Annotated in this window: 29 protein-coding genes; 16 read left to right on the plus strand and 13 right to left on the minus strand. The window is 54.4% G+C overall.

All coding sequences use genetic code 11. From position 1 onward, the window contains the following. Nucleotides 1-13 precede the first annotated feature (13 nt). The 7 genes from WBJ47_RS06755 (at nucleotide 14) to slmA (ending at nucleotide 4,777) form a co-directional block, all read left to right on the plus strand. The gene (locus WBJ47_RS06755; protein WP_422244647.1) at nucleotides 14-538 is read left to right on the plus strand and encodes a YraN family protein; all 525 of its coding nucleotides are present in this window, start codon (nucleotides 14-16) and stop codon (nucleotides 536-538) included. Nucleotides 539-570: 32 nt separating this feature from the next. Then, complete coding sequence (locus WBJ47_RS06760; protein ID WP_422244645.1) at nucleotides 571-1,164, plus strand: phosphoheptose isomerase; 594 nt, start codon at nucleotides 571-573, stop codon at nucleotides 1,162-1,164. Then, entirely contained in the window at nucleotides 1,161-1,913 is a 753-nt protein-coding gene (locus WBJ47_RS06765; RefSeq protein WP_422244643.1) for a BON domain-containing protein, read from the plus strand. Before WBJ47_RS06760 ends, WBJ47_RS06765 begins: the two co-directional genes overlap by 4 nt. Next, on the plus strand, nucleotides 1,910-2,401 hold the full coding sequence (locus WBJ47_RS06770; protein ID WP_422244642.1) for a peroxiredoxin family protein: 492 nt from the start codon (nucleotides 1,910-1,912) through the stop codon (nucleotides 2,399-2,401). Before WBJ47_RS06765 ends, WBJ47_RS06770 begins: the two co-directional genes overlap by 4 nt. Before the next feature lie 69 nt (nucleotides 2,402-2,470). Then, nucleotides 2,471-3,370 carry an acetylglutamate kinase gene (gene argB, locus WBJ47_RS06775; RefSeq protein ID WP_422244641.1) on the plus strand — a complete coding sequence of 300 codons (900 nt, stop codon included), beginning with the start codon at nucleotides 2,471-2,473 and terminating at the stop codon, nucleotides 3,368-3,370. A gap of 50 nt (nucleotides 3,371-3,420) precedes the next feature. Beyond that, nucleotides 3,421-4,137 (plus strand): pyrimidine 5'-nucleotidase, encoded by a 717-nt coding sequence (locus tag WBJ47_RS06780; protein ID WP_422244640.1) that lies wholly within the window; start codon nucleotides 3,421-3,423, stop codon nucleotides 4,135-4,137. 55 nt (nucleotides 4,138-4,192) lie between these two features. Further along, the gene (gene slmA / locus WBJ47_RS06785) at nucleotides 4,193-4,777 is read left to right on the plus strand and encodes a nucleoid occlusion factor SlmA (RefSeq protein ID WP_422244639.1); all 585 of its coding nucleotides are present in this window, start codon (nucleotides 4,193-4,195) and stop codon (nucleotides 4,775-4,777) included. Here the strand turns inward: slmA and WBJ47_RS06790 are convergent. The 4 genes from WBJ47_RS06790 to gpmA form a co-directional block, all read right to left on the minus strand. Beyond that, complete coding sequence (locus tag WBJ47_RS06790; protein WP_422244637.1) at nucleotides 4,774-5,526, minus strand: HesA/MoeB/ThiF family protein; 753 nt, start codon at nucleotides 5,524-5,526, stop codon at nucleotides 4,774-4,776. The genes slmA and WBJ47_RS06790 overlap by 4 nt on opposite strands. After that, nucleotides 5,523-6,935 (minus strand): S41 family peptidase, encoded by a 1,413-nt coding sequence (locus WBJ47_RS06795; protein WP_422244635.1) that lies wholly within the window; start codon nucleotides 6,933-6,935, stop codon nucleotides 5,523-5,525. Before WBJ47_RS06795 ends, WBJ47_RS06790 begins: the two co-directional genes overlap by 4 nt. Before the next feature lie 93 nt (nucleotides 6,936-7,028). Beyond that, the gene (locus WBJ47_RS06800) at nucleotides 7,029-8,438 is read right to left on the minus strand and encodes a peptidoglycan DD-metalloendopeptidase family protein (RefSeq protein ID WP_424585378.1); all 1,410 of its coding nucleotides are present in this window, start codon (nucleotides 8,436-8,438) and stop codon (nucleotides 7,029-7,031) included. A gap of 4 nt (nucleotides 8,439-8,442) precedes the next feature. Next, nucleotides 8,443-9,195 (minus strand): 2,3-diphosphoglycerate-dependent phosphoglycerate mutase, encoded by a 753-nt coding sequence (gpmA, locus tag WBJ47_RS06805; protein WP_422242835.1) that lies wholly within the window; start codon nucleotides 9,193-9,195, stop codon nucleotides 8,443-8,445. Between the two features lie 107 nt (nucleotides 9,196-9,302). On the opposite strand from gpmA, the gene WBJ47_RS06810 reads away from it, so the two are divergent. From WBJ47_RS06810 to WBJ47_RS06830, 5 genes are all read left to right on the plus strand, one after another. After that, entirely contained in the window at nucleotides 9,303-9,713 is a 411-nt protein-coding gene (locus tag WBJ47_RS06810) for a rhodanese-like domain-containing protein (protein ID WP_422242836.1), read from the plus strand. Between the two features lie 20 nt (nucleotides 9,714-9,733). After that, nucleotides 9,734-9,991, plus strand: coding sequence for a glutaredoxin 3 (grxC, locus tag WBJ47_RS06815; RefSeq protein WP_422242837.1), 258 nt, complete (start codon nucleotides 9,734-9,736; stop codon nucleotides 9,989-9,991). 81 nt (nucleotides 9,992-10,072) lie between these two features. Next, nucleotides 10,073-10,582, plus strand: coding sequence for a protein-export chaperone SecB (secB, locus tag WBJ47_RS06820; RefSeq protein WP_422242838.1), 510 nt, complete (start codon nucleotides 10,073-10,075; stop codon nucleotides 10,580-10,582). 41 nt (nucleotides 10,583-10,623) lie between these two features. Then, on the plus strand, nucleotides 10,624-11,703 hold the full coding sequence (locus WBJ47_RS06825; protein WP_422242839.1) for an NAD(P)H-dependent glycerol-3-phosphate dehydrogenase: 1,080 nt from the start codon (nucleotides 10,624-10,626) through the stop codon (nucleotides 11,701-11,703). Between the two features lie 69 nt (nucleotides 11,704-11,772). After that, a complete protein-coding gene (locus WBJ47_RS06830) occupies nucleotides 11,773-12,750 on the plus strand; it encodes a Bug family tripartite tricarboxylate transporter substrate binding protein (RefSeq protein WP_422242978.1) in 978 nt (325 codons plus the stop codon). Between the two features lie 27 nt (nucleotides 12,751-12,777). On the opposite strand, the gene WBJ47_RS06835 is transcribed toward WBJ47_RS06830, so the two are convergent. Both WBJ47_RS06835 and WBJ47_RS06840 read right to left on the minus strand, forming a co-directional pair. Then, the gene (locus tag WBJ47_RS06835) at nucleotides 12,778-13,248 is read right to left on the minus strand and encodes a tRNA (cytidine(34)-2'-O)-methyltransferase (protein ID WP_422242840.1); all 471 of its coding nucleotides are present in this window, start codon (nucleotides 13,246-13,248) and stop codon (nucleotides 12,778-12,780) included. Between the two features lie 5 nt (nucleotides 13,249-13,253). Then, a complete protein-coding gene (locus tag WBJ47_RS06840) occupies nucleotides 13,254-13,706 on the minus strand; it encodes a ComF family protein (protein ID WP_422242841.1) in 453 nt (150 codons plus the stop codon). Nucleotides 13,707-14,039: 333 nt separating this feature from the next. Between WBJ47_RS06840 and WBJ47_RS06845 the strand changes: the two genes are divergently transcribed. Next, nucleotides 14,040-14,966, plus strand: a complete 927-nt coding sequence (locus WBJ47_RS06845; RefSeq protein ID WP_422242842.1) for a methyltransferase domain-containing protein — start codon at nucleotides 14,040-14,042, stop codon at nucleotides 14,964-14,966. On the opposite strand, the gene WBJ47_RS06850 is transcribed toward WBJ47_RS06845, so the two are convergent. Then, a complete protein-coding gene (locus WBJ47_RS06850; protein WP_422242843.1) occupies nucleotides 14,958-15,776 on the minus strand; it encodes a sulfite exporter TauE/SafE family protein in 819 nt (272 codons plus the stop codon). The two genes, WBJ47_RS06845 and WBJ47_RS06850, sit on opposite strands and share 9 nt — an antisense overlap. Before the next feature lie 97 nt (nucleotides 15,777-15,873). Here WBJ47_RS06850 and WBJ47_RS06855 point away from each other — a divergent pair, with 97 nt between their 5' ends. Beyond that, complete coding sequence (locus WBJ47_RS06855) at nucleotides 15,874-16,860, plus strand: XdhC family protein (RefSeq protein ID WP_422242844.1); 987 nt, start codon at nucleotides 15,874-15,876, stop codon at nucleotides 16,858-16,860. 27 nt (nucleotides 16,861-16,887) lie between these two features. Here the strand turns inward: WBJ47_RS06855 and WBJ47_RS06860 are convergent, their stop codons facing one another. From WBJ47_RS06860 to rsmB, 4 genes are read right to left on the minus strand one after another with little or no spacing between them, the layout of a single operon-like run. Continuing rightward, nucleotides 16,888-17,577, minus strand: coding sequence for a response regulator (locus WBJ47_RS06860; RefSeq protein ID WP_422242845.1), 690 nt, complete (start codon nucleotides 17,575-17,577; stop codon nucleotides 16,888-16,890). 17 nt (nucleotides 17,578-17,594) lie between these two features. Then, nucleotides 17,595-19,907 carry an ATP-binding protein gene (locus WBJ47_RS06865; RefSeq protein WP_422242846.1) on the minus strand — a complete coding sequence of 771 codons (2,313 nt, stop codon included), beginning with the start codon at nucleotides 19,905-19,907 and terminating at the stop codon, nucleotides 17,595-17,597. Then, nucleotides 19,904-20,455, minus strand: a complete 552-nt coding sequence (locus WBJ47_RS06870; protein ID WP_422242847.1) for a DUF4390 domain-containing protein — start codon at nucleotides 20,453-20,455, stop codon at nucleotides 19,904-19,906. The genes WBJ47_RS06865 and WBJ47_RS06870 overlap by 4 nt, the downstream gene beginning before the upstream one ends. A 59-nt stretch (nucleotides 20,456-20,514) precedes the next feature. Continuing rightward, the gene (gene rsmB, locus WBJ47_RS06875) at nucleotides 20,515-21,843 is read right to left on the minus strand and encodes a 16S rRNA (cytosine(967)-C(5))-methyltransferase RsmB (RefSeq protein ID WP_422242848.1); all 1,329 of its coding nucleotides are present in this window, start codon (nucleotides 21,841-21,843) and stop codon (nucleotides 20,515-20,517) included. A 136-nt stretch (nucleotides 21,844-21,979) separates the two neighbouring features. On the opposite strand from rsmB, the gene rimO reads away from it, so the two are divergent. Together rimO and fmt are read left to right on the plus strand one after the other, a co-directional pair. After that, nucleotides 21,980-23,302, plus strand: coding sequence for a 30S ribosomal protein S12 methylthiotransferase RimO (gene rimO / locus WBJ47_RS06880; RefSeq protein ID WP_422242849.1), 1,323 nt, complete (start codon nucleotides 21,980-21,982; stop codon nucleotides 23,300-23,302). Nucleotides 23,303-23,306: 4 nt separating this feature from the next. After that, nucleotides 23,307-24,272: a methionyl-tRNA formyltransferase gene (fmt, locus tag WBJ47_RS06885; protein WP_422242850.1), complete on the plus strand. Its 966-nt coding sequence runs from the start codon at nucleotides 23,307-23,309 to the stop codon at nucleotides 24,270-24,272. On the opposite strand, the gene WBJ47_RS06890 is transcribed toward fmt, so the two are convergent. Continuing rightward, complete coding sequence (locus WBJ47_RS06890; protein ID WP_422242851.1) at nucleotides 24,244-24,510, minus strand: SemiSWEET transporter; 267 nt, start codon at nucleotides 24,508-24,510, stop codon at nucleotides 24,244-24,246. The two genes, fmt and WBJ47_RS06890, sit on opposite strands and share 29 nt — an antisense overlap. Before the next feature lie 7 nt (nucleotides 24,511-24,517). Next, nucleotides 24,518-25,030 (minus strand): peptide deformylase, encoded by a 513-nt coding sequence (def, locus tag WBJ47_RS06895; protein WP_422242852.1) that lies wholly within the window; start codon nucleotides 25,028-25,030, stop codon nucleotides 24,518-24,520. Between the last annotated feature and the right edge of the window lie 43 nt (nucleotides 25,031-25,073).

The raw sequence follows: 25,073 nt of genomic DNA on the forward strand, positions 1-25,073 counted from the left end.
GTCCGATTCCCTCATGATCCCTCCCGCCCTCACTGACCCAACAGCCTTTACGATTGCGCAAGCGGCCCAAAAGCGCGCAATTCTCGCCAGACAACGCAAAAAACGCCGTCTTGCCCTTAAAAGCAAAAAAAATGCCCTCGCCGCGGTGCCCTCATATCCCGATCGCAGCCCGAGTCAACAGATCGGAGACCGCTACGAGGCACTTGCCTGGGAGGCACTCAGCCAAGCAGGCTGCAGCCTGCTTGGCAAACAGCTCCGCTGCCCCGTTGGCGAACTCGACCTTGTCGTGCGTGACGGACAAACACTTGTGTTTGTTGAGGTGCGCTATCGCGCCAGTAAGCGCTTTGGCGGGGCCGCAGCTAGCATCACCCGGGCCAAGCAAGCTCGGCTCATGAAAGCGATTGACTGGTGGTTACCCAAAATGGTCAAAACCGCCTTTGCTGGCAAAATGCCACTTTGCCGTATCGACCTTGCCACTTTCGAGCAGAACACCTTGACATGGCACCGTGACGCCGTGCGCCTGAGCCAAGATAAGTGAGATAATTAAGCTTCTCGAACTTGTTGATTGCCATGGATCTTGCCAACCACCTTGCCGCCCATTTTGAGGACAACATCGCCGCGACCCGTCGCAGCATGGAAACACTCGCCAAGCCTATTTCACTTGCGATTGACCTTTGTTTTGGCTGTGTCACCAACAATGCAAAAATTCTAGCCTGCGGCAATGGCGGCTCTGCCGCAGATGCCCAGCACTTTATCGCGGAGCTTGTGGGTCGCTTTGAACGCGATCGACTTCCCTTGGCGGGCGTCGCACTCAACACCGACACGTCCATCATGACAGCGGTTGGCAACGACTACGGTTTTGATCAGATCTTCGCGCGCCAAGTCAGCGCGCTGGGGCAGCCCGGAGACGTACTGGTTGCAATTTCCACCAGCGGAAACTCGGCAAACGTCCAGCTCGCGATTCAAGCCGCGCACGAACGCGAAATGCGCGTAATTGCCCTGACAGGCAAAGGCGGCGGACAGATCAAGGACCAGTTGCTCGACCACGATATTCACCTGTGTGTTCCGCACGACCGCACGATGCGCATCCAGGAAGTTCATATCTTGCTGCTACACATTTTGTGTGATGGTATCGACACCCTATTACTTGGAGACCCCGCATGAGTCTAAATCGACAATTCCTTCGTCCCTTGATCCTTTGCGCTGCACTTCTTGGTGCTGGATCCACATTGACCGCGTGCGTCCCACTTCTGATTGGCGGTGCCGCAGCCACCACAGGTGTCGTCGTCGTTGATCGCCGCACAGTTGGCGAACAAGTCGAGGACAAGTCGATTGAGCTCAAAATTGGTGGTCAATTCCGTGCCGACTTTGGCGATGCCGTCAGAGCAAGTGTCACCGTTTACGATGGCGTCGTGTTGCTAACAGGCGATACGATCAGTAGCGAATTTAAAAACAAAGCAACCGAAATCGCGCGCAAAGTTGAGAACGTCAAATCGGTGTCCAACCAAATCGACGTTGTTAAACAATTGGCCTCCTTTGGCGTTGTCAGCAACGACATCTGGATCACGTCCAAGGTCATGACAAGCTTGGCCACCACCAAAGGCATTCCTTCACGTACGATTGTCGTCACGACAGACCGAAGCGTGGTGTATCTCATGGGTCTTGTGACACAACAAGAAGGTGATTTGGCCGCCAAAGCCGCCTCACAAGTCAGCGGTGTCAAACGCGTTGAAAAACTATTCCAGATCATTACACCTGCGGATGCCAAACGACTGGACGATGCGGCGCGTGGCGGCAGCAGCGCTAGCAACACTTCCACGACTCCGCTTGGCGAAACCCCATCAAGCAGCACAGGCGGAATGAGTGGGGATACTCCACCTGCTGGTGGTGTGCAGGCAATTCCTATCCAATGAAAAAACTAGTCGCTCTTGTTTTATTGGCCGCAATAGGGGGGCTGACGGCGTGGTGGATCAGCGCCCGCGCCACGCCTGCACCAGAAGTCACTTTTACGACCCTGACAGGCCAGCAGATCAAACTTTCTGAGCTGCGCGGCAAGGTTGTATTGGTGAAGTTCTGGGCGACAAGCTGTGTGAGCTGTGTCGCTCAGATGCCTGACAACATTGCCAATTACGATGAGTATAACGCGAAGGGTTTTGACATCATTGCGGTTGCCATGCAGTACGATCCGGCCAACTATGTGATCAACTTTGTTGAAACGCGCAAACTTCCCTTTACTGTTGCGCTGGATACACAGGGCAAGGTCGCAAAAGCTTTCGGTGACGTCAAACTAACACCCACTGCTTTCTTGATTGATAAAAATGGCAATATCATCAAGCGGTATTTGGGTCTCTATGACAAAACCGAATTTCGCAAGTCTATTGAAAAAGCCTTGGCGGGCTAATCTCGCCTCTTTAAAAATGATCAACACCCCTCTCTTTCACCATCTATTTACACTTGTTGCCTCAGCCAAATGACTAGTCAGCCCCCTTCTGCCTCCATGCCTCCAGAAATCGTCGCAAAAGTACTCTCTGAGAGCCTTCCGTACATCAAGCACTTTCATGGCAAAACAATTGTCATCAAATACGGTGGCAATGCGATGACCGAAGAAGTTCTTCAGCGCAGCTTTGCGCATGATGTTGTGTTGCTCAAACTGATCGGACTCAATCCGATCGTGGTGCATGGTGGCGGCCCGCAGATTGACGAAGCACTCCGTCGCATCGGTAAAAAAGGAACCTTCGTCCAAGGTATGCGCGTCACGGACGCAGAGACCATGGAGGTTGTCGAGTGGGTGCTTGGCGGACAAGTTCAACAGGACATCGTCTTGATGATCAACGAAGCGGGCGGCAAAGCAGTAGGACTCACAGGCAAAGATGGTTGCCTCATTCAGGCACGCAAAAAAATGATGCCCAACAAGGATGATCCAGCCAACCCTCTGGATATTGGCTATGTCGGCGACATCGAGCATGTCGAACCCGCTGTGGTCAAAGCCTTGCAAGACGACCAGTTTATCCCTGTGATATCTCCTATTGGCTACGGTGAGGACGGCTTGGCCTACAACATCAATGCCGACGTTGTCGCAGGAAAAATGGCGGAAGTCTTAGGTGCTGAAAAACTGCTGATGATGACCAACACTCCTGGTGTGCTCAACAAAGATGGTCAACTGATGCGCAGCTTATCTGCCAAAACGATCGACGCTTTGTTCGCTGACGGCACCATCTCAGGCGGCATGCTTCCCAAAATTTCCTCTGCGCTGGATGCCGCACGTAATGGCGTGAAATCTGTTCACGTCGTGGATGGTCGCGTGCCGCATTGCTTGCTACTCGAGATCCTCACGGATCGCGGTGTTGGCACAATGATCACTTCAGAGTGATTCAAAAACGGTTCTCACCCCACGCGCCGATTCGCACGCGGCGCGCCCGCGTGCATACGCCGGCACGAACCGCCAACATTACACAGGCCAAAGAGCGCGTTTGGCTCTTTGATCTGGACAATACCCTTCACGACACGTCACACAAGATTTTTCGCGAGATTAATCTTGGAATGACGGCCGCGGTGATGGAAAGTCTGGAGGTCGATGAAGCGACCGCCAATCACCTTCGAACAACATACTGGAAACGTTACGGTGCAACCATGATTGGCCTTGTTCGCCATCACGGGGTCGATCCACATCAGTTTCTCCATCGCAGCCACGACTTTGATGTGGCGCCTTTAGTCAGAGCTGAGCGCGGCTTGGCGCAGAAACTGCGTCGTTTACCAGGGCGCAAAATTCTCGTGACCAATGCGCCTATGCATTACGCACGCGCAGTGATGAAACATTTAAATATCTTGCGCTGCTTTGACGGCTTTTGGGGGATCGAGCATATGCAACTGCACGGACACTTTCGCCCTAAACCCTCGGTCTCACTGATGCGACACATCTTGGCCCACGAAGGCATTCACCCAAGACGTGCTGTTCTCGTTGAAGACACCACGGCCAACTTACGCGGCGCCAGACACGCGGGGTTACGAACCGTCCATATTTTTCACCCTGGCACACCATTTGCAAAAGGTAGGCGGGGACGTCCCAACTACGTAGACTTGCGGGTAAACTGCGTGGGCGATCTGCTGCTTCAAAAACGCACACTGCAGGGCGTATGACCCAAAAATCTTTTACGTAGCCTTCAACTTAACAGCTCATTCTGGACAAAAGTGTATGTCGGTCAAAACGGGCGAACGCAAACACCAGATTCTACAAACTCTCGCAGAGATGCTTGAGCAGCCACGTGCGGCACGCATTACAACCGCGGCATTGGCTGCGAAGATGCAACTCTCCGAGGCTGCGCTTTACAGACACTTTGCCAGTAAAGCTCAGATGTTCGAGGGCTTGTTCGAATTCATCGAAACAACCATCTTTACTCTGATTAATCAGATTATCGCCAGCGAGCCTAACGGCGTCGAACAGGCGCGCAAAATTGCCGTGATGCTGCTGACCTTTGCAGAGCGAAACAAGGGAATGACGCGGGTGTTATCGGGGGATGCCTTAGTCACAGAGGACGAAAGACTTCAGGGTCGTATCACGCAAATCACCGACCGCATTGAGGCTGTGTTTAAACAAGCCCTTCGACAAGCCATCACCACGAACGCGCTGAACCCCACTATAGAAATCACGCCACTTGCAGCAGCGTTGACGCACATTGTGTTGGGAAGCTGGTTACGGTTTGCGCAAAGCGGCTGGCAAGCAACACCCTCGACGCACATGCATGCGCAGCTCAGGCTCTTGCTCGATCCACGCGCCTAATTTCGACTCGCGCAAACAGGGCAAGCTGGATCACGCTTGACGCGCACACTGTGCCACTGCATATCAAAGGCATCGAGCATCAGCAACCGCCCCTTGAGTGTTTTTCCGACACCTGCAATCACCTTGATGGCCTCAGCGGCCTGCATGCTGCCAATGATGCCAACAAGCGGCGCAAACACCCCCGTTGTCGCACAGCTCAACGCCTCGACATCATCCGCCTCTGGAAACAAACAGTGATAGCAAGGCGCCTCCGGATCTCGAGGATCAAAGACACTGATTTGCCCATCAAAACGAATAGCCGCACCTGAAACAAGCGGTTTGCGATGTTCCACACAAGCTTTATTGACCGCATGCCGAGTGGCAAAATTATCTGTGCAGTCCAGCACGACATCCACTGTTGCAATCTCAGTCCGCAAATCTTCAGCTTCCATCCTCGTCGTGCGCACCTCGACCACAATATCTGGATTGAGTGCCAACATTGTTTGACGACCGGACTCCGCTTTAAGCGAGCCAACCCGCGCATCCGTATGGAGAATTTGACGCTGCAAATTGCTCAGCTCGATGGTGTCGTGATCCGCCAAAACGATCTGTCCGACACCTGCAGAAGCGAGGTACAAGGCAGCTGGAGAGCCAAGGCCTCCTGCACCAAGCACCAACACGCGCGCAGCCAGAAGTTTTTCCTGGCTTTCTATTCCAAACTCATCCAGCAGGATGTGTCTGGCGTAGCGCAAGAGCTGGGTATCTTTCATTTGCCTTTTACAGCACCCCCAGCAGGCTCGGTGCTTGCGGTCTTGGGTCGCGGCACAGCCTTTTGGATGGGCTTGCCTTCGAGGAAGTTCAAGGCCTGATTCAGTTGGAAATCTTCTGGCGTACCAAACTGGAAAATCTTATCGGTATTGGCCAGAGGCGGCTCCTCTTCTTTTGCCTTTGAATCGGCATCAGGCTGACCATTACGATTGTTACTCAGGTGACGCTTAAGATCCGCCTCTCGTGACATACGGAATAAGTCGCCCTCTGCCGTATCGGCGACCACCACATCAGGCATGATGCCTGTTGCCTGGATTGAGCGACCCTTGGGCGTGAAATAGCGCGACGTCGTCAGCTTGATGGCAGTCGTGTCGGAAATAGGCAAAATAACTTGCACGGAGCCTTTACCGAAAGTGCGATTACCCATGATCGTGGCGCGCTTATGGTCCTGCAAGGCACCTGCGACAATTTCCGAGGCGGAAGCTGAGCCCACGTTCACTAAAACAACCATCGGCACTGTTTTAACCCATGCAGGCAGGCCCGCCAGGTAATCACCTTCGCCACGCGCATAGTCTGCAGGGTTGGACAAGTACTTTTGTTTTGAATCAGGGGCGCGTCCGTCCGTCGACACCACGAGCGTATCGGGCTTAAGGAAGGCCGCAGATACACCAATCGCACTTGTCAGCAAGCCACCGGGATCATTACGCAAATCCAGAATCAAACCGCGAGGCGCACCTTTCTCACCAATTTCTTTTAAGTGACGGACTAAGTCGACACCGGTTTTTTCCTGAAACTGGGCAATCCGTACATAACCGATATTGTCCTGCAGCATCTTGCTACGCACACTGCGCACACGAATCGTGTCGCGGACAATTTTGACGACGATCGGCTGGGCCTGACCCTGACGCGCAATCGTCAAGGTAATGGGCGTCTTGACCGGACCGCGCATCATTTTGACCGCATCGTTTAGCGACAGGCCTTTTGTGGAAGTATCGTTAATTTTTGTGATGACGTCACCCGCACGAATGCCTGCACGGGCTGCAGGCGTATCTTCGATTGGAGAAATGACCTTCACCATGCCATCTTCAGTACCGACTTCAATCCCCAGGCCGCCAAACTCACCTTGCGTCGCACTCTGCATTTCTTTGAATGCCTCAGCATCCAAATAGGCAGAGTGAGGATCCAAATCTGACAACATGCCAGAAATCGCACCGCTGATCAGCTTTTTGTCGGGTACAGGCTCAACGTAGTTATTTTTAATCGCAGAAAAAACGCTGGAGAACTGTCTGAGCTCATCAAGGGGTAGAGGCGAGCCACGTTGCGCGACTGCGCTTAGCCCAACGCTCAACAACACGCCTGCGATAACGCCGACGGACACTAAACCTAAACTACGAATTTTGCGAGTGCTCATGCACATTCCCAAGTTGAATGCCGATCAAACTTAAATAAATACAGAAAGCGTAATGGTCTGCGGAGGGAATAGCAATCCCAAGTCCGCAAATAATCAGCGAGACAAAAACATCAAAGGATCAACAGCTGCGCCACGATGCCTGATTTCGAAGTATAGGGCCGAATCCACCTGGCCACCCGTACTCCCTGCCAGCGCAATGGTATCTCCTGGACGAACCGAATCACCAACCTGTTTGAGCAAGCTCTGGTTATAGGCATAAACGCTCAAATATTGCTCACCGTGGTCCACGATCAGCAAATTACCAAAACCTCTCAGCCAATTGGCATAGACAACTGTACCGCCTCCCACAGCCTGAACAGGCGCACCGTCATTGGCCTTGATGAGGACGCCACGCCACATCCCCCCCTCGGGTCGATCCGTGCCAAAGCGCGCCATCACACTGCCCCTGAGCGGCCAGCGCAAGCCTTTTTTAAGCCCCTCGCCAGACTGAGGTGCAGAGGCGACTTCTGCGGCTCGAGTAGTTTGCGCTCGCTCCTGCTCTTGGGCGGCACGGCGTGCGCGCTCAATTTGCTGCTCCTCTTGGGCCGCGAGCGCTTGAGCGCTTCGCTGCTGCTCATCCGAACGACGCGCCAGCTCCGCGCGTTTGACTTCTTCCGCACGCTTAGCCTGCTCTGCCAATCTCGCCTGTTCGGCCCGCTTGGCTTCCTCAGCACGCTTGGCCTCAAGGGCGCGACGTGCCTCTTCGGCCTTTTTAGCCGCCTGAATTTGTCCGCCGAGGCTATCGATTAAGCCACCCAATCGCTGATCGTCCTGACCTAAGCGAACCGCCTCAGAACGTTGCGCCTGAATTTGTCCCTCAATGCGAGCAAGGACCGTGGCGCGCTCCTTTTTTTGACCTTCTAAGAGGTTACGCTGCTGCGTAGTTTCCTCAACAAGCTGAGCGACCTCTTTTTGACGCGCATCTTGACGCGCCTCCAGCTGGGCCAAGCGGTCGATTTCAATCTTGAGATCGGCAACCGCCTTGGCGCGCGCCTGTGACACATAGTCGAGATAAGCCAAATTTCGGCTCAATTCTTGCGGGTCGTCGCCAGACAGTAGCGCAGTCCACGGCGATAACCCACTCGCGTATTGCCTACGCAACTGATCTGACAGCTCATCTCGACGCTGTGTGAGCGTAGCCTGCTGGCGCACAATCTGCTTTTTTAAGTTCTCAAGCTCAGCGCGCGCTGTTTTAAGCTGGGTCGCAAGCTCATTCAACCGCCGCGTAGTCTGCGAAATGGCCACTTCGGAGGCCTTGAGCGCATCCGCAGCTTCTTTGCGCACGGCCTCCCTCGCGTCCAACTCCTTTTGTAGCGTCTGAATTCGGGCGCGGAGGTCCGTCCTCTGCTGTTCTGCAGCACTGCGTTGGCTAGCCAAGTCAGCGGTACCGGGCGCAGCCAAGGGTGCACCCGACCAGATCAACCAGACCATTGATGCGCACCAAGCACGAACCCACAGACGCATGCGGCTAGTCCTTTTTAGCCTTACCCTGTGCCGCAACAGCGGCCATTGCAGCCTCAATTTCAGCCGGATCACCCAAGTAATAGTGTCGAATCGGACGCAAGTCCTTGTCGAGCTCGTACACCAAAGGCTGCCCCGTCGGGATATTGAGATGAACGATGTCTTCTTCAGAGACATTATCAAGGTGCTTGATCAAGGCGCGTAAGCTGTTGCCGTGCGCAGAAACCAGTACCCGTCGGCCAGCTCGGATTGAAGGTGCAATCGTCTCTTCCCAAAAAGGCAACACGCGCACAACAGTATCCTGCAAACATTCTGTGGCTGGCAACTGTTCGGCCGTCAGGCGGGCATAACGCGGGTCAAACTTTGGATGCCGAGGGTCATCTAAACCAAGAGGATTAGGGGCGATCGCATAGGCGCGGCGCCAGATCAACACCTGTTCATCTCCATATTGCGCGGCCGTTTCAGCCTTGTTTAGCCCCTGAAGTGCGCCATAATGGCGTTCGTTCAGGCGCCAGTTGTTATGGATGGGCAAATACATCGCATCCATGGCATCCAAGGCAATCCAAAGCGTACGGATGGCGCGTTTGAGCACCGAGGTAAAGGCGATGTCGAATTCGTAGCCCTGCTCCTTGAGCAATTGGCCTGCTTTACGTGCCTGCTCTCGACCAAGATCAGTCAGATCGACGTCGGTCCAGCCCGTAAAACGGTTTTCGAGATTCCATTGGCTTTCGCCGTGACGCATCAATACAAGTTTATACATGGCAGACACAGGTTAAAGTGTGGATAAAGCATCATTTTATAATTGTCTGAGTCATATCTCATAACCCACCCCAAATTTAGGGGTGTAACTGTCTTTTTGGATACACCGTGGATTTCTTTTTTAGTCAAAATAACCTGTTGTTAATTGGCGTGGCGCTGGTCTCCGGTCTAGCCCTCGCTTGGCCGATGATTCAGAGCAAGCGTGCGGGCGCGAGCATCACCTGCACCCAGGCCGTGCAAATGCTCAATCATCAGCATGCGATCGCCATCGACATTCGCCCAACTGAGGCCTTTCATGCAGGTCATATCCTGCATGCCCGCAGCATTCCCGCGGCAGAAATCGAGAAAAAAGCAGCTAACTTGCCAAAAAACAAACCCTTAATCGTGGTGTGTGATTTCGGTCGAGCCGCTGGCAGCGCGGCCGTTCGCCTGCGCGCCCTTGGCTTTACCGAGGTGAGTGTATTGGGCGGAGGCATGCGCGCTTGGTCAACGGCCGGCATGCCACTCACCACCAAATAATATCTTTCGGAGCACTGCACATGAATAAAGTCGTGATGTACACCACCGGCTATTGCCCTTTTTGTACCCGTGCGGAAATGTTGTTGACGCAACGCGGTGTCACCGCCATTGAAAAGATTCGGATTGACGAAGACACGGCACAACGCGCGCTGATGATGGAGAGAACCGGTCGGCGCACCGTTCCTCAGATTTATATTGGGGAAACCCATGTAGGCGGTTTTGACGATTTATCCGCACTGGATAAAGAAGGCAAACTCTTGCCACTGCTGAACGGTTAAGCTCACTCTCTTTTTTGCTGTTTTATCGCGATTTTGTCACATCACGACCGAATCCCTTTCAAGCCTTTACTGGAAAATTTCATGGCCGAACAAAATACCCAAGCGGACAACGCACCTTCATTCAACATGCAACGCGTCTACCTCAAGGACCTTTCCCTTGAGATGCCAAACGCGCCCAGCATCTTTCTCGAACAAGAAGCCCCTGAAGTCGAAGTGTCGATCAACATTGGCGGCCAGGCTTTAGCTGAGACAGTGTTTGAATCGACTGTGACCGTCACCGTGACGACTCGTATCAAAGAAAAAGTGTTGTATCTGGTCGAAGCCACTCAGGCCGCGATTTTCGAAATGGTCAACATTCCAGCTGAACAAATCGATCCCTTGATGGGCATCGTATGCCCCACTATGCTCTACCCATACCTGCGCTCCAACATCGCAGATGCGATCACCCGTACTTCGCTGCCACCCTTGCACTTGGCAGAAGTCAATTTTCAAGCACTCTACGAGCAGCGCGTGGCGCAAGCCGCCCAAGAAGCCGCGGCCGCCCCCGAAGACTCAGGTCTGATTTTGCCTCCTGGCGTGACCCGCCAATAAAGCGGCTCTCAGGCTTGGCTCTCTGGCGGCTCGGTTAAGCGATGCCCACGCAAAAAACTGATCACCCACCGCGCCCTGTCGCGGTGCTGGGGGCAGGCGCATGGGGCACCGCACTCGCATGTGCAGCGAGTCGGCATGGTCCAACCATGCTCTGGACTCGCAACCCCGCACTCGCTGAGCAACTCAACCACACAAAAGAAAATACGCAATACCTCGCGGATATTGCACTACCTGATGGCCTCTTGTTCACCGCCAGTCTGGACGAAGCACTCGCACATGTACAGTCAAGCGGACCAGAGGCACCGGGCTTACTGATTCTCGGTGTGCCGCTCGCGGGTCTGCGTGCCCTATGTACCGAACTTAGCGAAAAACTGTCCCGACAACTCTCCGCTCAACGCCCTTTAACTCCACCAACACTCGCCGGCATTGTCTGGACGTGCAAAGGCCTAGAGGCTGAAAGCGGCAAGCTCCCCAGCGAAGTTGCCGCAGAAGCCCTGCGTGACATGCCAAACATACCGACTGGTGTGCTCTCGGGCCCGTCTTTTGCGCGCGAGGTTGCACAGGGACTCCCCGTTGCGCTGACGATCGCCAGTCAGGATGCCGCATTGCGACGCGCCACCATCGCGGCGCTCCATGGTGGCTCAATGCGCGTCTATGCCAATCAGGATGTGATCGGCGTAGAGGTAGGGGGAGCACTTAAAAATGTCATGGCAATCGCGTGCGGCATCGGCGAAGGCCTCGGGCTCGGCACCAATGCGCGCGCGGCACTTATCACACGCGGCTTGGCTGAAATGACCCGCTTTGGTGAAGCGCTCGGCGCGCAAAGTGCGACTTTTTCTGGCCTCACTGGTCTCGGTGATCTTGTCCTGACGGCAACGGGCGACCTCTCGCGTAACCGCCAAGTTGGTATCGCAATCGGTCGTGGTCAATCCCTAAACGAAGTATTAGCGTCCGGCCTGACGGCAGAAGGTGCACGCTGCGCAAAGGCAGTTCTCACGCGCGCCACTCAACTTGGCGTAGAACTTCCCATCACCCATGCCGTGTGCGAAGTTCTTTTCGAGGGTGTTGCACCTTTCGAAGCTGTCTCACGTCTACTTTCACGTGTCGCCACAACAGAATGACCGAATAGGTTTCCCATGCTTTTCGCGCTCCATATTTCCTCTGCCTTCAACGATCGCCGCACGCGTTGCATGATGCAGTTCTTCAACGCTCTTCTTGCCATCCTTTCTATCACGCTCACCCACTCCGCCAGTGCGCAACAAGCTTGGCCGTCTGCGAGACCGATTCACTTAATCGTTCCTTTTCCTGCCGGCTCATCGCCTGATCTGCTGGCACGAACGTTGGCCACCCCTCTTGCCAGCAAACTCGGCCAAAGCATTGTGGTCGAAAACAAACCGGGCGCAGGTGGCAACATCGGCACACGCTTTGTGGCACGTGCCCCAGCAGATGGTTACACGCTGCTCTACACCATCAACGGTCCGCTCGTGACGGCACCGACGCTTTATAAAAAAACACTTGGCTATGACCCCGTCAAAGATCTTGCACCGATTACCTTGGTCGCCACCAGTCCAAATGTGCTGATCGTCCATGCAGGCTTTAGCGGCAATACTGTCGCGGATTTTGTCAAACAGGCCGGACAGCAAGCGGGGCGTTGGAACTATGGCTCAGTGGGCCCCGGTAGCGCATCCCACTTAGCCATGGAGCTTTTTAAAAAACAAGCAAAGCTTGAGCTCACGCACATCCCTTATAACGGCTTTCCACAAGTCACCACGGCTGTGATTGCACAAGATATACAAGCGGCATTCATGGTGCCTGCAATCGCAATGGCTCAAGTCAAAAGCGGCAAGGTCAAAGCTCTGGGCATCACCAGTAAAAAACCGATCGATTCTTTACCCGGCATTGCCCCACTCGCAGACCAGGGGTTTACGGAGTTTGAAGCAATTTCATGGAATGCCGTGCTTGCACCTGCGGGTACTCCGGCCGCGATTTTGGAGCGTCTCAATGCCGAATTGGTTGCGCTCCTAAACAGCGATGACATCCGAGATAAATTTGCGCTTCAATATTTTTCGGCTGTCGGCTCGAGCCCAGCCGCGCTCAAACAATTGATTCAAGAAGAACAAGGCCGCTGGGATGCGGTGATCGAAAACCTCAAGCTTTCTCTTGATTAAACACGCGTCAGTTCGAGAGCGTTTGAGTCAGACCGCGCCACGATAAGCTTGTTGACGCCAGGCCTCAAACACCACCACTGCGACAGCATTCGACAAATTGAGGCTACGCTGCCCCGCCAGCATAGGCAGGCGAACGCGCTGAGCAGGTTCGAACAGAGCCATCTGCTCTTCTGAGAGGCCTGCTGTTTCGCGACCAAACACAAACACATCACCCTCTTGTAAGCTCACCTCGCTCACCAGCTGTGTTGCCTTGGTTGTCATCGCGAAAACCCGGCTGGCGGGCGCTCCGGTCGCCGCAATTGCCAGCGCGAGGCTGTCGTGCACTTTGACCGGTTGCCATTCGTGATAATCCAGGCCCGCACGTTTGAGGCGCGTGTCATCGATTTCAAAACCAAGTGGGCGCACAAGGTGCAAGCGCGCCCCTGTATTGGCGCACAGGCGGATCACATTACCCGTATTGGGCGGAATTTCGGGCTGAACGAGGATGACATCAAACATGGACGCTATTTTGCCAGAGTCCGAGCCGCGACCAAAGCCACGACTCCTTTCGCACCGGCGCGCAGGAGTGCCTCTGAAGCTTCCTCAAGCGTACTGCCCGTGGTCAGCACGTCGTCCACCAAGCCCACCCAACCACACGCCTGAGGCACCTGTGCTTCATACAATCCGCGCACACTCTGCTGACGCGCCCGCCAGTCCAATGTTTTCTGGCTAGAGGTCTCACGCGTGCGGCGACACCATGCCCCCCGCAATGACACACCACTTAAACTCGCCAGCTCTCGGGCAATTTCACCGGCGGGATTAAACCCGCGCTGCAAGATAGCCTCTCGACTCGACGGAATCGGCACCAAGGCGTCGAGCGTGGGTAGCCGCGGGGACGCTAACTGCATATTGCGCCATAACAGTCTGGCAAATAACCCCGCTTCGGTTAAGCGCCCCTTGGCTTTGAACCCGCGCATCAGTTGATCTCCCGGCGCCGCAAAGTAAATGCCCGCTATCGCTCGAGCATAGGTTCTGGGGCGCAGGAGACACGCGGAACAAAATTGCACCGTCAACAGAGACTCACGCATCATGGGCGCGCCCTGATACAAACAGCGTGGACAATGCAGTCGCGGGTCAAAGTCGAACCTCACTGCATTTTCGCAGGCCAAACAAAGATCGCCACCGCGCGCCTTCAAACCGCATAAGGGGCAAGGCGCATGGAGTAATCGTCGAATTCTTTCTCGAATAGAGTACATTTTCATACCTCCAGCGCGCATTCTCCCCTACCGGCGCACGCCTTTTTTATCACCATGACAACAACATCCGCCCCCGATCGCTTGCCCATTCACCCAGACCATGTACTGCGTCAGTTCAATCGCCGGGGCGATCTCAGCGAGGCACAGTTTTTGTATGGCGAGGTCGCGCGCAGGATGGACGAACGTCTCAGACTCGTTCGCTTAGCGCCTCAACACATGCTGGATGCGGGTTGTGGAGCAGGTGCGCAAATTCCTTTGCTGCACGCACGCTACCCGGAGGCACACTTGATTGGTCAAGATCACAATCCGGGCCTGCTCAAACTCGCGCAACAACGCGCGCATAAAATTTATCCACACGGCTTGCGCGCATGGATCAATCGCTTAAGGGGTCGGCCAGCACCGGTCTCTTGGCTCGCCTGTGATTTGGCGCATACCAGTCTAGCGCCAGAGTCTCTTGACCTCGTTTGGTCCAATCTCGCCCTTCATTGGCACCCTGCGCCACATGAAGTTTTACAAGAATGGGGGCGCATCATTCGCCCCAATGGTTTGGTGTTTTTTTCTTGCTTTGGTCCTGGGACGATGCAAGAACTTCGTCAGGCCATTACTTCGGCAAATCTGACCACCGCCACACCAGGCTTTGTCGATATGCACGACTTTGGTGACCTGCTGATTGAAAAGGGCTTTGCGGATCCCGTGATGGACCAAGAGGTGCTGACGCTGACGTACGCAACGCCAGAAAAACTTTTACAAGATGTGAAAAGTCTCGGGGGCAACCCTTCTTTGGGACGTCGAGCAAGTCTGACCTCTCGACAATGGCAACAGCGCTTGCTGCAGGCGCTCGAACAGCAACGCCAGCCTGATGGCCGACTACACCTCACCATCGAAGTGGCTTACGGCCATGCCTGGCGCAGCGCCACACGGCGCGGCCAAGCAGGAGAAACGCGCATCAGCGTGAGCGCGATTCAGAGAAAATCAACCTAGAAATGAAACGTAGGCTTTGTATGCCATGTAGGCAGCCAAACCAAACAGCAAGAACGCGAAAATCCGCTTCAATGTTTTAACAGGCAGATTGTGCGCGGCTCGCGCGCCAACTGGCGCCATAGTCACACTCGCAATGGCCAGAATAATCAAAGCTGGCCAATAGATGTAACCGACCATTTCAAAGGGCAGGCCTTCTTTGTGCCAGCCAGACCAGACGTAACCAATCGTGTTCGCCAAAGCAATCGGGAACCCTAGGGCAGCGGAAGTGCCGACGGCTTGATGCAAGGGGACATTACACCAGAGCATGAAAGGCACCGAAATAAACCCTCCTCCTGCGCCCACAAGGCCGGAGAGAAAGCCAATCGTCCCGCCTGCACCCACCGTACCAACCTTGCCAGGCATCTGGCGCGAGGCCTTTGGTTTTTTGTCTCGCAGCATCTGGTAGGCCGAATAGCCCACGAACAGCGCAAAAAACAGCGCGAGCCAACTGGTTTTGAGAAAAGAAAAAATCGCACCGCTTGCAATCAGTCCGCCGATCACAATGCCAGGCGTCAAAGCCGCCACGAGATCCCAGCGGACGGCACCTTTTTTATTGTGCGCCCGCACGCTGGAAACAGAGGTAAATAAAATACAGGCCATCGAGGTTGCAATCGCGGCATGCACGATCAACTCAAGGGGCAGACCCTGCCATGTCAACAGCAATGTCAAAAATGGGACAAGCAGCATGCCGCCGCCGATTCCTAACAAACCGGCTGCAAAACCGGTCACGCAGCCTAAAATGGCAAGAGCTAGGATAAATAGTGGATCCATGAGGTAATACTCGATCTCGACGCTAGGAAAGTCGCTCAGTATACTAACTGGATCACTCCTGTGCCCGCCCCCACCGAATTTCTAAAAAGACTGCAGCATGGACTCTCTTGATACCGAAGTGTTGAAACAAGCCCGCGAATGGGTGTTGGCCGGTCATATTGTTCATCTTGCCACTGTCGTCAAAACATGGGGCTCCGCGCCACGCCAGGCGGGTGCCATGTTAGCCGTGCGCAAAGACGGCCGGGTGGTCGGCTCGGTTTCAGGCGGGTGCATTGAGGACGATTTGATTGCCCGCGCCCAAGAAGGCCGACTGCCTCTCCAGCCCGAGTGGGCTCGCTATGGCGTGTCTCAAGAGGAAGCTGCCCGCTTTGGGCTGCCTTGCGGTGGTACCTTGCGCTTGGTGATTGAACCCCTCAGCCAGGGCGACTGGCTCGAACCCGTTGTGATCGCCACCGAATCCCAGAAACTGATTGGTCGCTGGTTAGACATGTCGTCTGGGCGCTCGACGCTCACAGATGCACGGCCTGGTCAATTAACTGAAGTCAAAGAGGACGGTTGCCACTTTGTTTATGGTCCGCACTGGCGTTTGCTCATTATTGGCGCCAACCAGACGGCCAAGGCGCTCGCTCAAATCGCCACCATGTTGGAGTTCCAAGTCATTATTTGCGATCCTCGCGAAGAATTCACTGCGGACTGGGACATGCCGGGCGTCACCCTTCAGTCCGGGATGCCCGATGATGCAGTGCTTGAAATTCAAACAGATTCTCGCACAGCGATCGTTGCGATTACGCACGACCCAAAGCTCGACGATATGGCTTTGCTCGAAGCGTTGAAATCCAAAGCATTTTATGTTGGAGCATTAGGCTCGGTTCGCAATCAGACCAAAAGGCGCGAACGTTTGCTGAGCTTTGATCTTTCGGAGCAAGAAATTGACCGACTGCACGGCCCAGTTGGCCTGACCATCGGAAGTCGCACACCCGCTGAAATCGCCGTCGCAGTCGGCGCTCAACTTGTACAAGTGAGGCGGGCACTCGAGGACGAACGCATCGGCGGGCTGAGTCAACCACCCGCATCAGCAAGTTAAAGAAACGGTCGAAACCAAAGCACCGATTCAGCTGCTACGCTTGCGAGACTCAATGCCAAGCTGCTTGAGCTTGCGATAAAGGTGTGTGCGCTCGAGCCCGGTTTTTTCCGACACACGCGTCATGCTGTTATTTTCGCGCGCCAGGTGGTATTCAAAGTACACACGTTCAAACGCATCGCGCGCTTCGCGCAAAGGCTGATCCAAAGTGATATCGCCGAGCAAACTTTGATCGATAGGCTCTGCAGTGGCAGCAGCCTCTGCCATGGGAGCGACATCAGGCAAAACAGGCGCAGCACTGCTCGGCACCGCGACAGGAACAAACGTTCCGTTCGCAGACTTGGCCACAGGCAATCGCCCTCGGGCCAAACCGGCAGAAATTGTTTTCAACAACCGCTGCAAAGTGATGGGCTTTTCAAGAAAGTCGATTGCGCCAATCCGTGTCGCCTCAACAGCGGTGTCGATCGTGGCGTGACCACTCATCATGATCACGGGCATATCCAACAAGCCCTGCGATCCCCATTCTTTGAGAAGCGTTACACCATCTGTATCAGGCATCCAGATATCGAGCAAGACAAGGTCGGGACGTCCGCGCAAACGCGCAGCACGCGCTTGAGCTGCATTTTCTGCGAGCTCGATTGTGTGCCCCTCGTCATAGAGAATCTCGGAGAGTAACTCGCGAATTCCCACTTCATCGTCGACAACCAAAATCCTGGCCATAAATCTTTCACCACCCCTTACGTATCAGCATTATCGTTGTCTGAGTGCAAACCGTCTAGCGGTTGTGCCAGCTGCGTCAACAAAATCGAAACTTTTGCACCACCTTCACGGCGATTAGACAAATCAATCCGCCCCTGGTGCTCATCAATAATCTTACGAACAATCGCTAACCCAAGACCCGTGCCCTGAGCTTTGGTTGTCACGTAAGGCTCAAAAGCGCGCTGCAGCACCTGCGAACCAAAGCCAGGACCACTGTCCGACACCGTAAATCTCAAGGCCGGCCTGTCTGGACTTTCCGTATTTTCCCGACTGCCGGCCTGAATGAGCTGCGTTGTCACCTCAATCACCCCACCCTCCGGTTTTTCAACCAGCGCATCTCGCGCATTCGCCAAGAGATTATGGACCACCTGACGCAACTGAGTCGGATCGCCCAATACAAGCGGCAAAGCTGGATCAAGGGAGACCTCAAGATGCCAAGCATGACGCTCATCTCTTACCATACCATCTATTGGGTCCCAACCATAAAGGCCAAGGACTTCATCCACCAAGGCGTTAAAGTCAACCGGGACCATCAGGACCGCAGGTTTGCGCGCATATTCTTTAAAGTCATCCACCATATGTTTAAGCGAGCTGACTTGATTCACAATGGTGTTGGTCGCTCTTTCGAGAAGTGCAGCATCCTGAGGCTCGAGTTTGTGAGCCAGCTTCATAGCCAAACGCTCCGCCGACAGCTGAATGGGCGTCAGTGGATTTTTAATTTCATGTGCCAAGCGTCGCGCGACCTCACCCCAGGCCACGCTTCGGTTGGCGGACATCACCTCGGTGATGTCGTCAAACACCACCATATAGCCGTTGTCTCGACCATCAATCAGCAATTGGGTGCCACGCGCTAACAGCGTCAAGGTGTAGAACTTATTCACATCACTTAAATCTGGAAGCTTAAGTTCAAACTGCTCCTGCCAATGCGTCCGTTCAGAGCCCACAGCGGCATGTTGTGAAAAAGCCTGGCGGATCATTCCAGAAAAATCAATCATCCCATCAATTGTTTCAAGGGGACGACCAGGGGCTGCGCGCAGATCCACACTTAGAATTGCCTGTGCGCCTTGATTAAAAGTCGTCAAACGAAACTGTTGGTCAAATACGAGCACACCCGCTGACAAGTTTGACAGTACGCTTTCAAGATACACGTTGGAGCGCTCTAACTGAGCACGGTTGGTCTCCACCATCCGCCGTGCTTCTTCGAGCTGACGCGTCATGTCGTTAAACGACCGTGTGAGCTGGCCCACCTCATCTTTTGTCGGAGGCTCGGGGAGAGGTCGAAAGTCACCAATACTCACCGCTTGCGTCCCTGCCGCTAACGTCAACAAGGGCCGCACCAATTTTTTAGAGAGATATAGCGCCAGTGCGATCGAAGCGAACACTGCAAGTAATAATGCCAAGGTCAGGGTGACTGCGAACAAATTGCGCAAACTCTGACGCGAGAGGGCCAACTCTTGATAGTCAAGATAGCCCTTCTGGACCTCTCGGGCATTTTGAGCAATCTTGTCAGAAACCGGTTGCGTCAGTTGCAACCACCGCGACTCTGAGGTCACTCCCAAAGTTGTTTCGGTTCGGTCGGGCGACCCCACGGGGACAATCACGCGCAACTGCAGTCCCGCATCGCCCAGATTCGCCGTCGGGTCATCCGAGTCTGCCGCCGAATAACCTCGCGCCGTGCGCAACTGATTCAACACCGCAGCCGGGGGCAAAGGGGGCAATAGCGTTCCAAGATTGTCGGTTGAAAAAGCAATCAACCGACCACTTGTTGTAAAAACCATCGCATCCATTGAGCCACTTGTCTCTCGCAGTCGCGTTAAAACGGCGGCAATCTCAGGATCTGAAGTGTTGCTGAGGTCGGGCGTCATCGAACGGGCGCGGGCATCTAGTTGCGCCAGCTGAGAGTCAAGCGCTGCGCGGCCCAGAGCCAAGCCTGACTCAAGTGCCGTATCCACCCTCACGTTGAACCAAGACTCGATGGAACGGGACATAAACTGCAAGGACACGGTGTAGATCAGTGCGCCAGGCAATACGCCAATCAACGTAAATGCCAATGCAAAACGGGCGGTTAATCGCGAACCGAACTGCCCCACAGCAAACTGTCTTGCGAGTCGGAATGTCAACCATACGACCCAGACAAACAAGCTGAGTGCCAACCCACCATTGAGCCAGAGCAGCAATGTCTGATATTGAGCCAAGAGGGACGCATTACCCGTCGACCACGCTAACAAAATGAATAACACGACTGCGCTCGCAATCCCGATACCCGAGACCAGTCGCATGAGAGGATTCATTGAGCGCCCCCCCCCTTTCGTACAGAAAAGTCAAAAGGTGTCCAAGGACTCGTTAAAGACCACGCTCCGCGATTGCGGGCATCAAGCTGCAACGGTCTCGCCAAGTGCGAGGTATCCAGTCGAATGCGCACCAAACCATTGTATTGGGTGTTCGGATCGAAGCGATCGAGAGGGGCCACTGGCCAACCTCGGACTTTTTCCAACACCGCCACTGCCTCCTGAAGTGAGGAGACTGGCAAAAACAAATCACCCGTCGCAACGCGCCACTGCTGAGTCAGCGTGTTGTAAGACATGCGTCGAGTCAATGATGTCTCGACAATCGGTCGATCCCACCACCACCAGCGCGGCGAAGTAATTTTCACATCCAAGGTGAAATAAAGCGGCACGCCGCGTTCAGCCGCATCAATCACGATAGGGCTGAGTTTGAGATTGACATCTAAATCCATGGTGAGGTGTCCCTCGCCAATCAGAGGCTCGATGCGTTTGATCTGCGCCTCCGCCCCTGCAGCCACTGGCAAAAAAAGCGTGCAACCTACCAAGGTCAGCATCGCGCACGCCCACCTTAGAACAGTCAAACACCTCATTTCAGCAGTCATCTGTTCAATGCCTAAGCTTTTCGAGTAAACAACGCATAAAAGAAACCATCATAGCCAGCAGGATGCTCCGCATCAGGCAAATGCGGCAAGAGCTGTCCCGGCGCACTCAATCTCTCGGCTTGCGCATGACGCGCAGCAAACGCTTGCGCTTGTTTTTCACCTTCTTCGGGAAAAATCGAGCAAGTCACCATCAATAGTTTGCCACCAGGCGCGACCACACTCCAGAGCGAATCCAAAATTTCTCTGGCGAGCTTCGCAGTCTGTTGAACGTCTTGGGCTCGACGTAACCATCGGATATCAGGGTGTCGGCTCACAATTCCAGACGCCGTACAGGGCAAATCAGCCAAAACAGCATCGAACGGTTTGCCATCCCACCACACATGGGTTTTGATCGCACTCTCGGCGACCAGACGAATCCCGCGCCGCATTAAGCCCAAGCGTTTGAGATTTTGATGCACACGCTCAAGACGCACCGCATCAACGTCAAGCGCCGTTAAGTCAACCTTTGCCAACTCCAGCAAATGGGCGGTCTTACCCCCTGGTGCTGCACATGCATCCAACACTTGCATACCGTCTTTGACGTCCAGCATAGGGGCTGCGAGCTGAGCCCCCGCATCCTGCACAGACCACCAGCCCTGTGCATAGCCTGGCAAGGACGTAATCGGCCTAGGCACCTGCAAGACCAGTCCGGCTTCGCCAAAAGCTGTCGCTTGAATGCCTTGTTCCGAAAAGGCTTGGAGCACAGCCTCACGAGTTGTCGCACGCACGTTGACACGCAGCGTCAACGGCGGATGCGTGTTGGCCGCCACTAACAGCGCCTGCCAGTCCTGAGGATACGTTTTTTGTAAGCTCTCTATCCACCATTTAGGGTGATTCCACTTGGCCTCCAGATCATTAGCGACTTTCGCCAAAATGTCGGCACGCTCGCGCTGAAATCGTCTCAATACCGCATTAACCAGGCCTTTAAACGAAGCGGTCGAGCGGTGCCATTGCGTCGCCTGAACCGCCTGATCAACCAGCGTGTGCGCGCCATAAATTGGCGTGCCTTCGGCAGGCGTCTCTTCTTGGGCACGAATGGAAGCGTCCAAAAGCAGCAAGCTCAAACCGATCAAGGCATACATGGTCGCGCTAGGCGGCTCGCGCTCAACGAGTGTGCGCCGTAAGGCTTTGGCCATGCCCCAGTGACGCATGGCATAAAAAGCAAGTGCTTGTGCGGCAGGCCGTAAATCTGGGTGAACGTCGGCGAGCGCCTCGGTCAGAGACTGACCGGACTCTACGGCGGCAACGGAACTGGCTGCAGCCAGCAAAGAATGAGATAAGGCAGGAGTGACTGGATTCATCCCTCAATTGTAGGGTCTTTAGAGGGTCTGTTTGATGGGCGCATCACAACATCTGTCATAAAGCCGGTTTTCGCCGCCACGCAAGGTAAAATCACCGCCTGTTCAACGCGGGTTACGACTCGCTAGGTCACTCATTATGTCTTCGCCCAAAGTCGGTTTTGTCAGTCTCGGTTGTCCCAAAGCACTTGTGGACTCAGAACGTATCCTCACGCAGTTGCGGACGGAGGGCTATCAAATCGTTCCCGACTACAACAACGCCGATGTGGTCGTGGTCAACACCTGTGGTTTTATTGACAGCGCCAAAGCCGAATCGCTCGACGCAATCGGTGAAGCCATCGCGGAAAATGGTCGCGTCATTGTGACGGGCTGCATGGGCGTCGAAGAGTCTGTCATCCGAGCCGTACACCCAAGCGTACTGGCAGTGACTGGCCCCCAACAATACGAACAGGTTGTGCGCGCCGTCCACGAAGCTGCGCCGCCCAATGCTTCACATGATCCCTTTCTGGATCTGGTGCCCCCACAAGGCATCAAACTCACGCCTCGCCATTACGCATACTTAAAAATCTCGGAGGGCTGTAACCACCGCTGCAGCTTCTGCATTATTCCTTCCATGCGTGGCGACTTAGTCAGCCGCCCTGTCGGTGATGTGCTGGATGAGGCGCAGCGTCTGGCCAAAGCCGGCGTCAAAGAGCTGCTCGTCATCTCGCAAGACACGAGCGCCTACGGTGTCGACGTCAAATATCGCAGTGGCTTCTGGAACGGACGCCCTGTCAAAACACGCATGACCGAGCTGTGCTCCGCCTTGTCTGAGCTCGACATCTGGGTTCGCCTGCACTACGTATATCCGTATCCGCACGTCGACGAGGTCATCCCGCTGATGGCCGAAGGCAAGATCCTGCCTTATTTGGACATCCCCTTCCAACATGCCAGCCCACGTATTCTCAAGGCGATGAAACGTCCCGCCTTTGAAGACAAAACCATGGCGCGTATTCACAAATGGCGAGAGCAGTGTCCTGACATCACCTTGCGCTCAACCTTTATTGTGGGTTTTCCAGGCGAAACCGAAAGCGACTTCCAATACTTGCTGGACTGGATGTCAGAAGCACAACTCGATCGCGTGGGCTGCTTCCAGTACTCCCCTGTTGAAGGCGCTCCGGCCAATGCGCTTGAGGGCGCAGTCCCGGACGAGGTTAAACAAGAGCGTTGGGATCGCTTTATGGCGCATCAACAAGCCATTTCGACCGAGCGTCTGGCCAAACGCGTTGGCCGCGAAATCGATGTGTTGATTGACGAAGTCGACGAAGACGGCGCCGTTGGACGCTCTAGCGCGGACGCCCCTGAAATTGACGGCTGCGTGTACGTTGAAAGCGATACCCCTCTCAAGCCAGGCGATCTCATTCGCGCACGCGTGACGGACTCAGACGAATACGATCTCTGGGCAGAAAAGATTGGATCTTGATGTGATGCGTGTCGGCTTTGCTGGAACACCTGAATTTTCCAAACTGGCCTTGCACGCCATTTTGAACGCAGGGTTTACAGTGCCGCTCGTTCTCACACAGCCAGATCGTCCCTCAGGACGTGGACTCAAGCTGACCCCAAGCGCAGTCAAGCAACTCGCGCTCGAACACGACATTCCTGTTTTGCAGCCACGCAGTCTGCGCCTGGACGGCAAATATCCCGAGGATGCGCAAGCAGCGCAACTGGCCCTACAACAGGCGCAACTTGACGTGCTGGTGGTAGCCGCCTTCGGCTTGATTCTACCGACCTGGGTATTACAAACGCCTCGATATGGCTGCCTCAATATCCATGCGAGCCTGTTGCCGCGCTGGCGCGGCGCTGCTCCGATTCAGCGTTCGATTGAGGCCGGTGACCTACAAACGGGCGTCACCATTATGCAAATGGACGAGGGTCTCGACACTGGCGCGATGTTGCTAGTCGAGCCCTTAGATATCGTGGCGCATGACAATGCGTCCAGCCTTCACGACAAGCTTGCAGAGCAAGGGGCGCGTCTGATTGTGCAAGCGTTACGAGAACTGCCCTCCGGCACACTCACCGCCACAGCCCAACCAGAGGCAGGCGTGACATATGCCTCCAAGCTCGACAAAGCCGAAGCTGCTTTAGATTTACAAGCACCCGCAGAACTGCTGGCGCGTCGCATCCGAGCGTTTAATCCCGCGCCAGGCGCTACGGTTAGATTGCCTGGCATTGCTGAACCAGTCAAAGTTTGGAATGCCATTGCCTTAACCGACCACGCAACATCGGCCTCTAAGGGCAATGACGGTTTCGCACAGGTATTGAATATCAGTGCCGATGGTATTGATATCGCCACAGGACAAGGGATACTGCGCTTATTGGAATTGCAGCGACCAGGCGGCAAACGCCAGCCAGCTTCAATATTTATTACCGGTTGGTCGGCGACTTCTCGCTAAGCTTTAACACCAAAATTGTCGAAGACAAGACAAAGGTGATGATGTTGGCAATGATCATTGGCATTGATTCGATCAAAAATGCGTAGCCTAGCCATAATGCAATGCCCGTTGTGAACATCACGTACATGGCTAAAGAAATCGACGCTGTATCGCGAGACTTAATGGTTTTGATCGTTTGCGGAAAAAAGGCGGCTGTCGTCAAAAATGCGGCAATGTAACCGAGAGTCTCAGTGTGCATGTGAGGGTTATACCCGCTCCAGTTCGCGCTGCTCTTTACGCAGCTTGGCTTTCAAGCGTGTCTGCTTCAACAGCGACAGATGCTGCACAAAGACCTTGCCGTTCAAGTGATCCAACTCATGCTGGACACATACAGCCAAGAGTCCGTCGGCCTCGAATTCATAAGGCTCACCCTGCAGATTGAGTGCACGCACGCGGATTTTGGCAGGACGATCCACTTCGTCATAGACACCGGGCACCGATAGACAACCTTCTTCGTAGGTTTTCTTTTCTTCGCTGGCGCTCAAGACTTCGGGATTAATCAGTACACGCAAATCACTTTTATCTTCGCTGACATCGATGACCACTACGCGTTCGTGCACGTCGACTTGGGTAGCAGCCAAGCCAACACCAGGAGCCTCGTACATCGTTTCAGTCATATCAGCGACAAGTTTGCGGATGCGCTCATCCACCACGCGCACAGGTTTCGCTACCGTATGCAAGCGCTTATCGGGATAGTTCAGAATGTTCAGCAGAGCCATAGTGAAAGACCATGTATTTACACAACTTATGATGATTTTAAAT

The sequence above is a fragment of the Zwartia sp. genome (assembly GCF_049655405.1).
In the GTDB taxonomy this organism is placed as follows: domain Bacteria; phylum Pseudomonadota; class Gammaproteobacteria; order Burkholderiales; family Burkholderiaceae_B; genus Zwartia.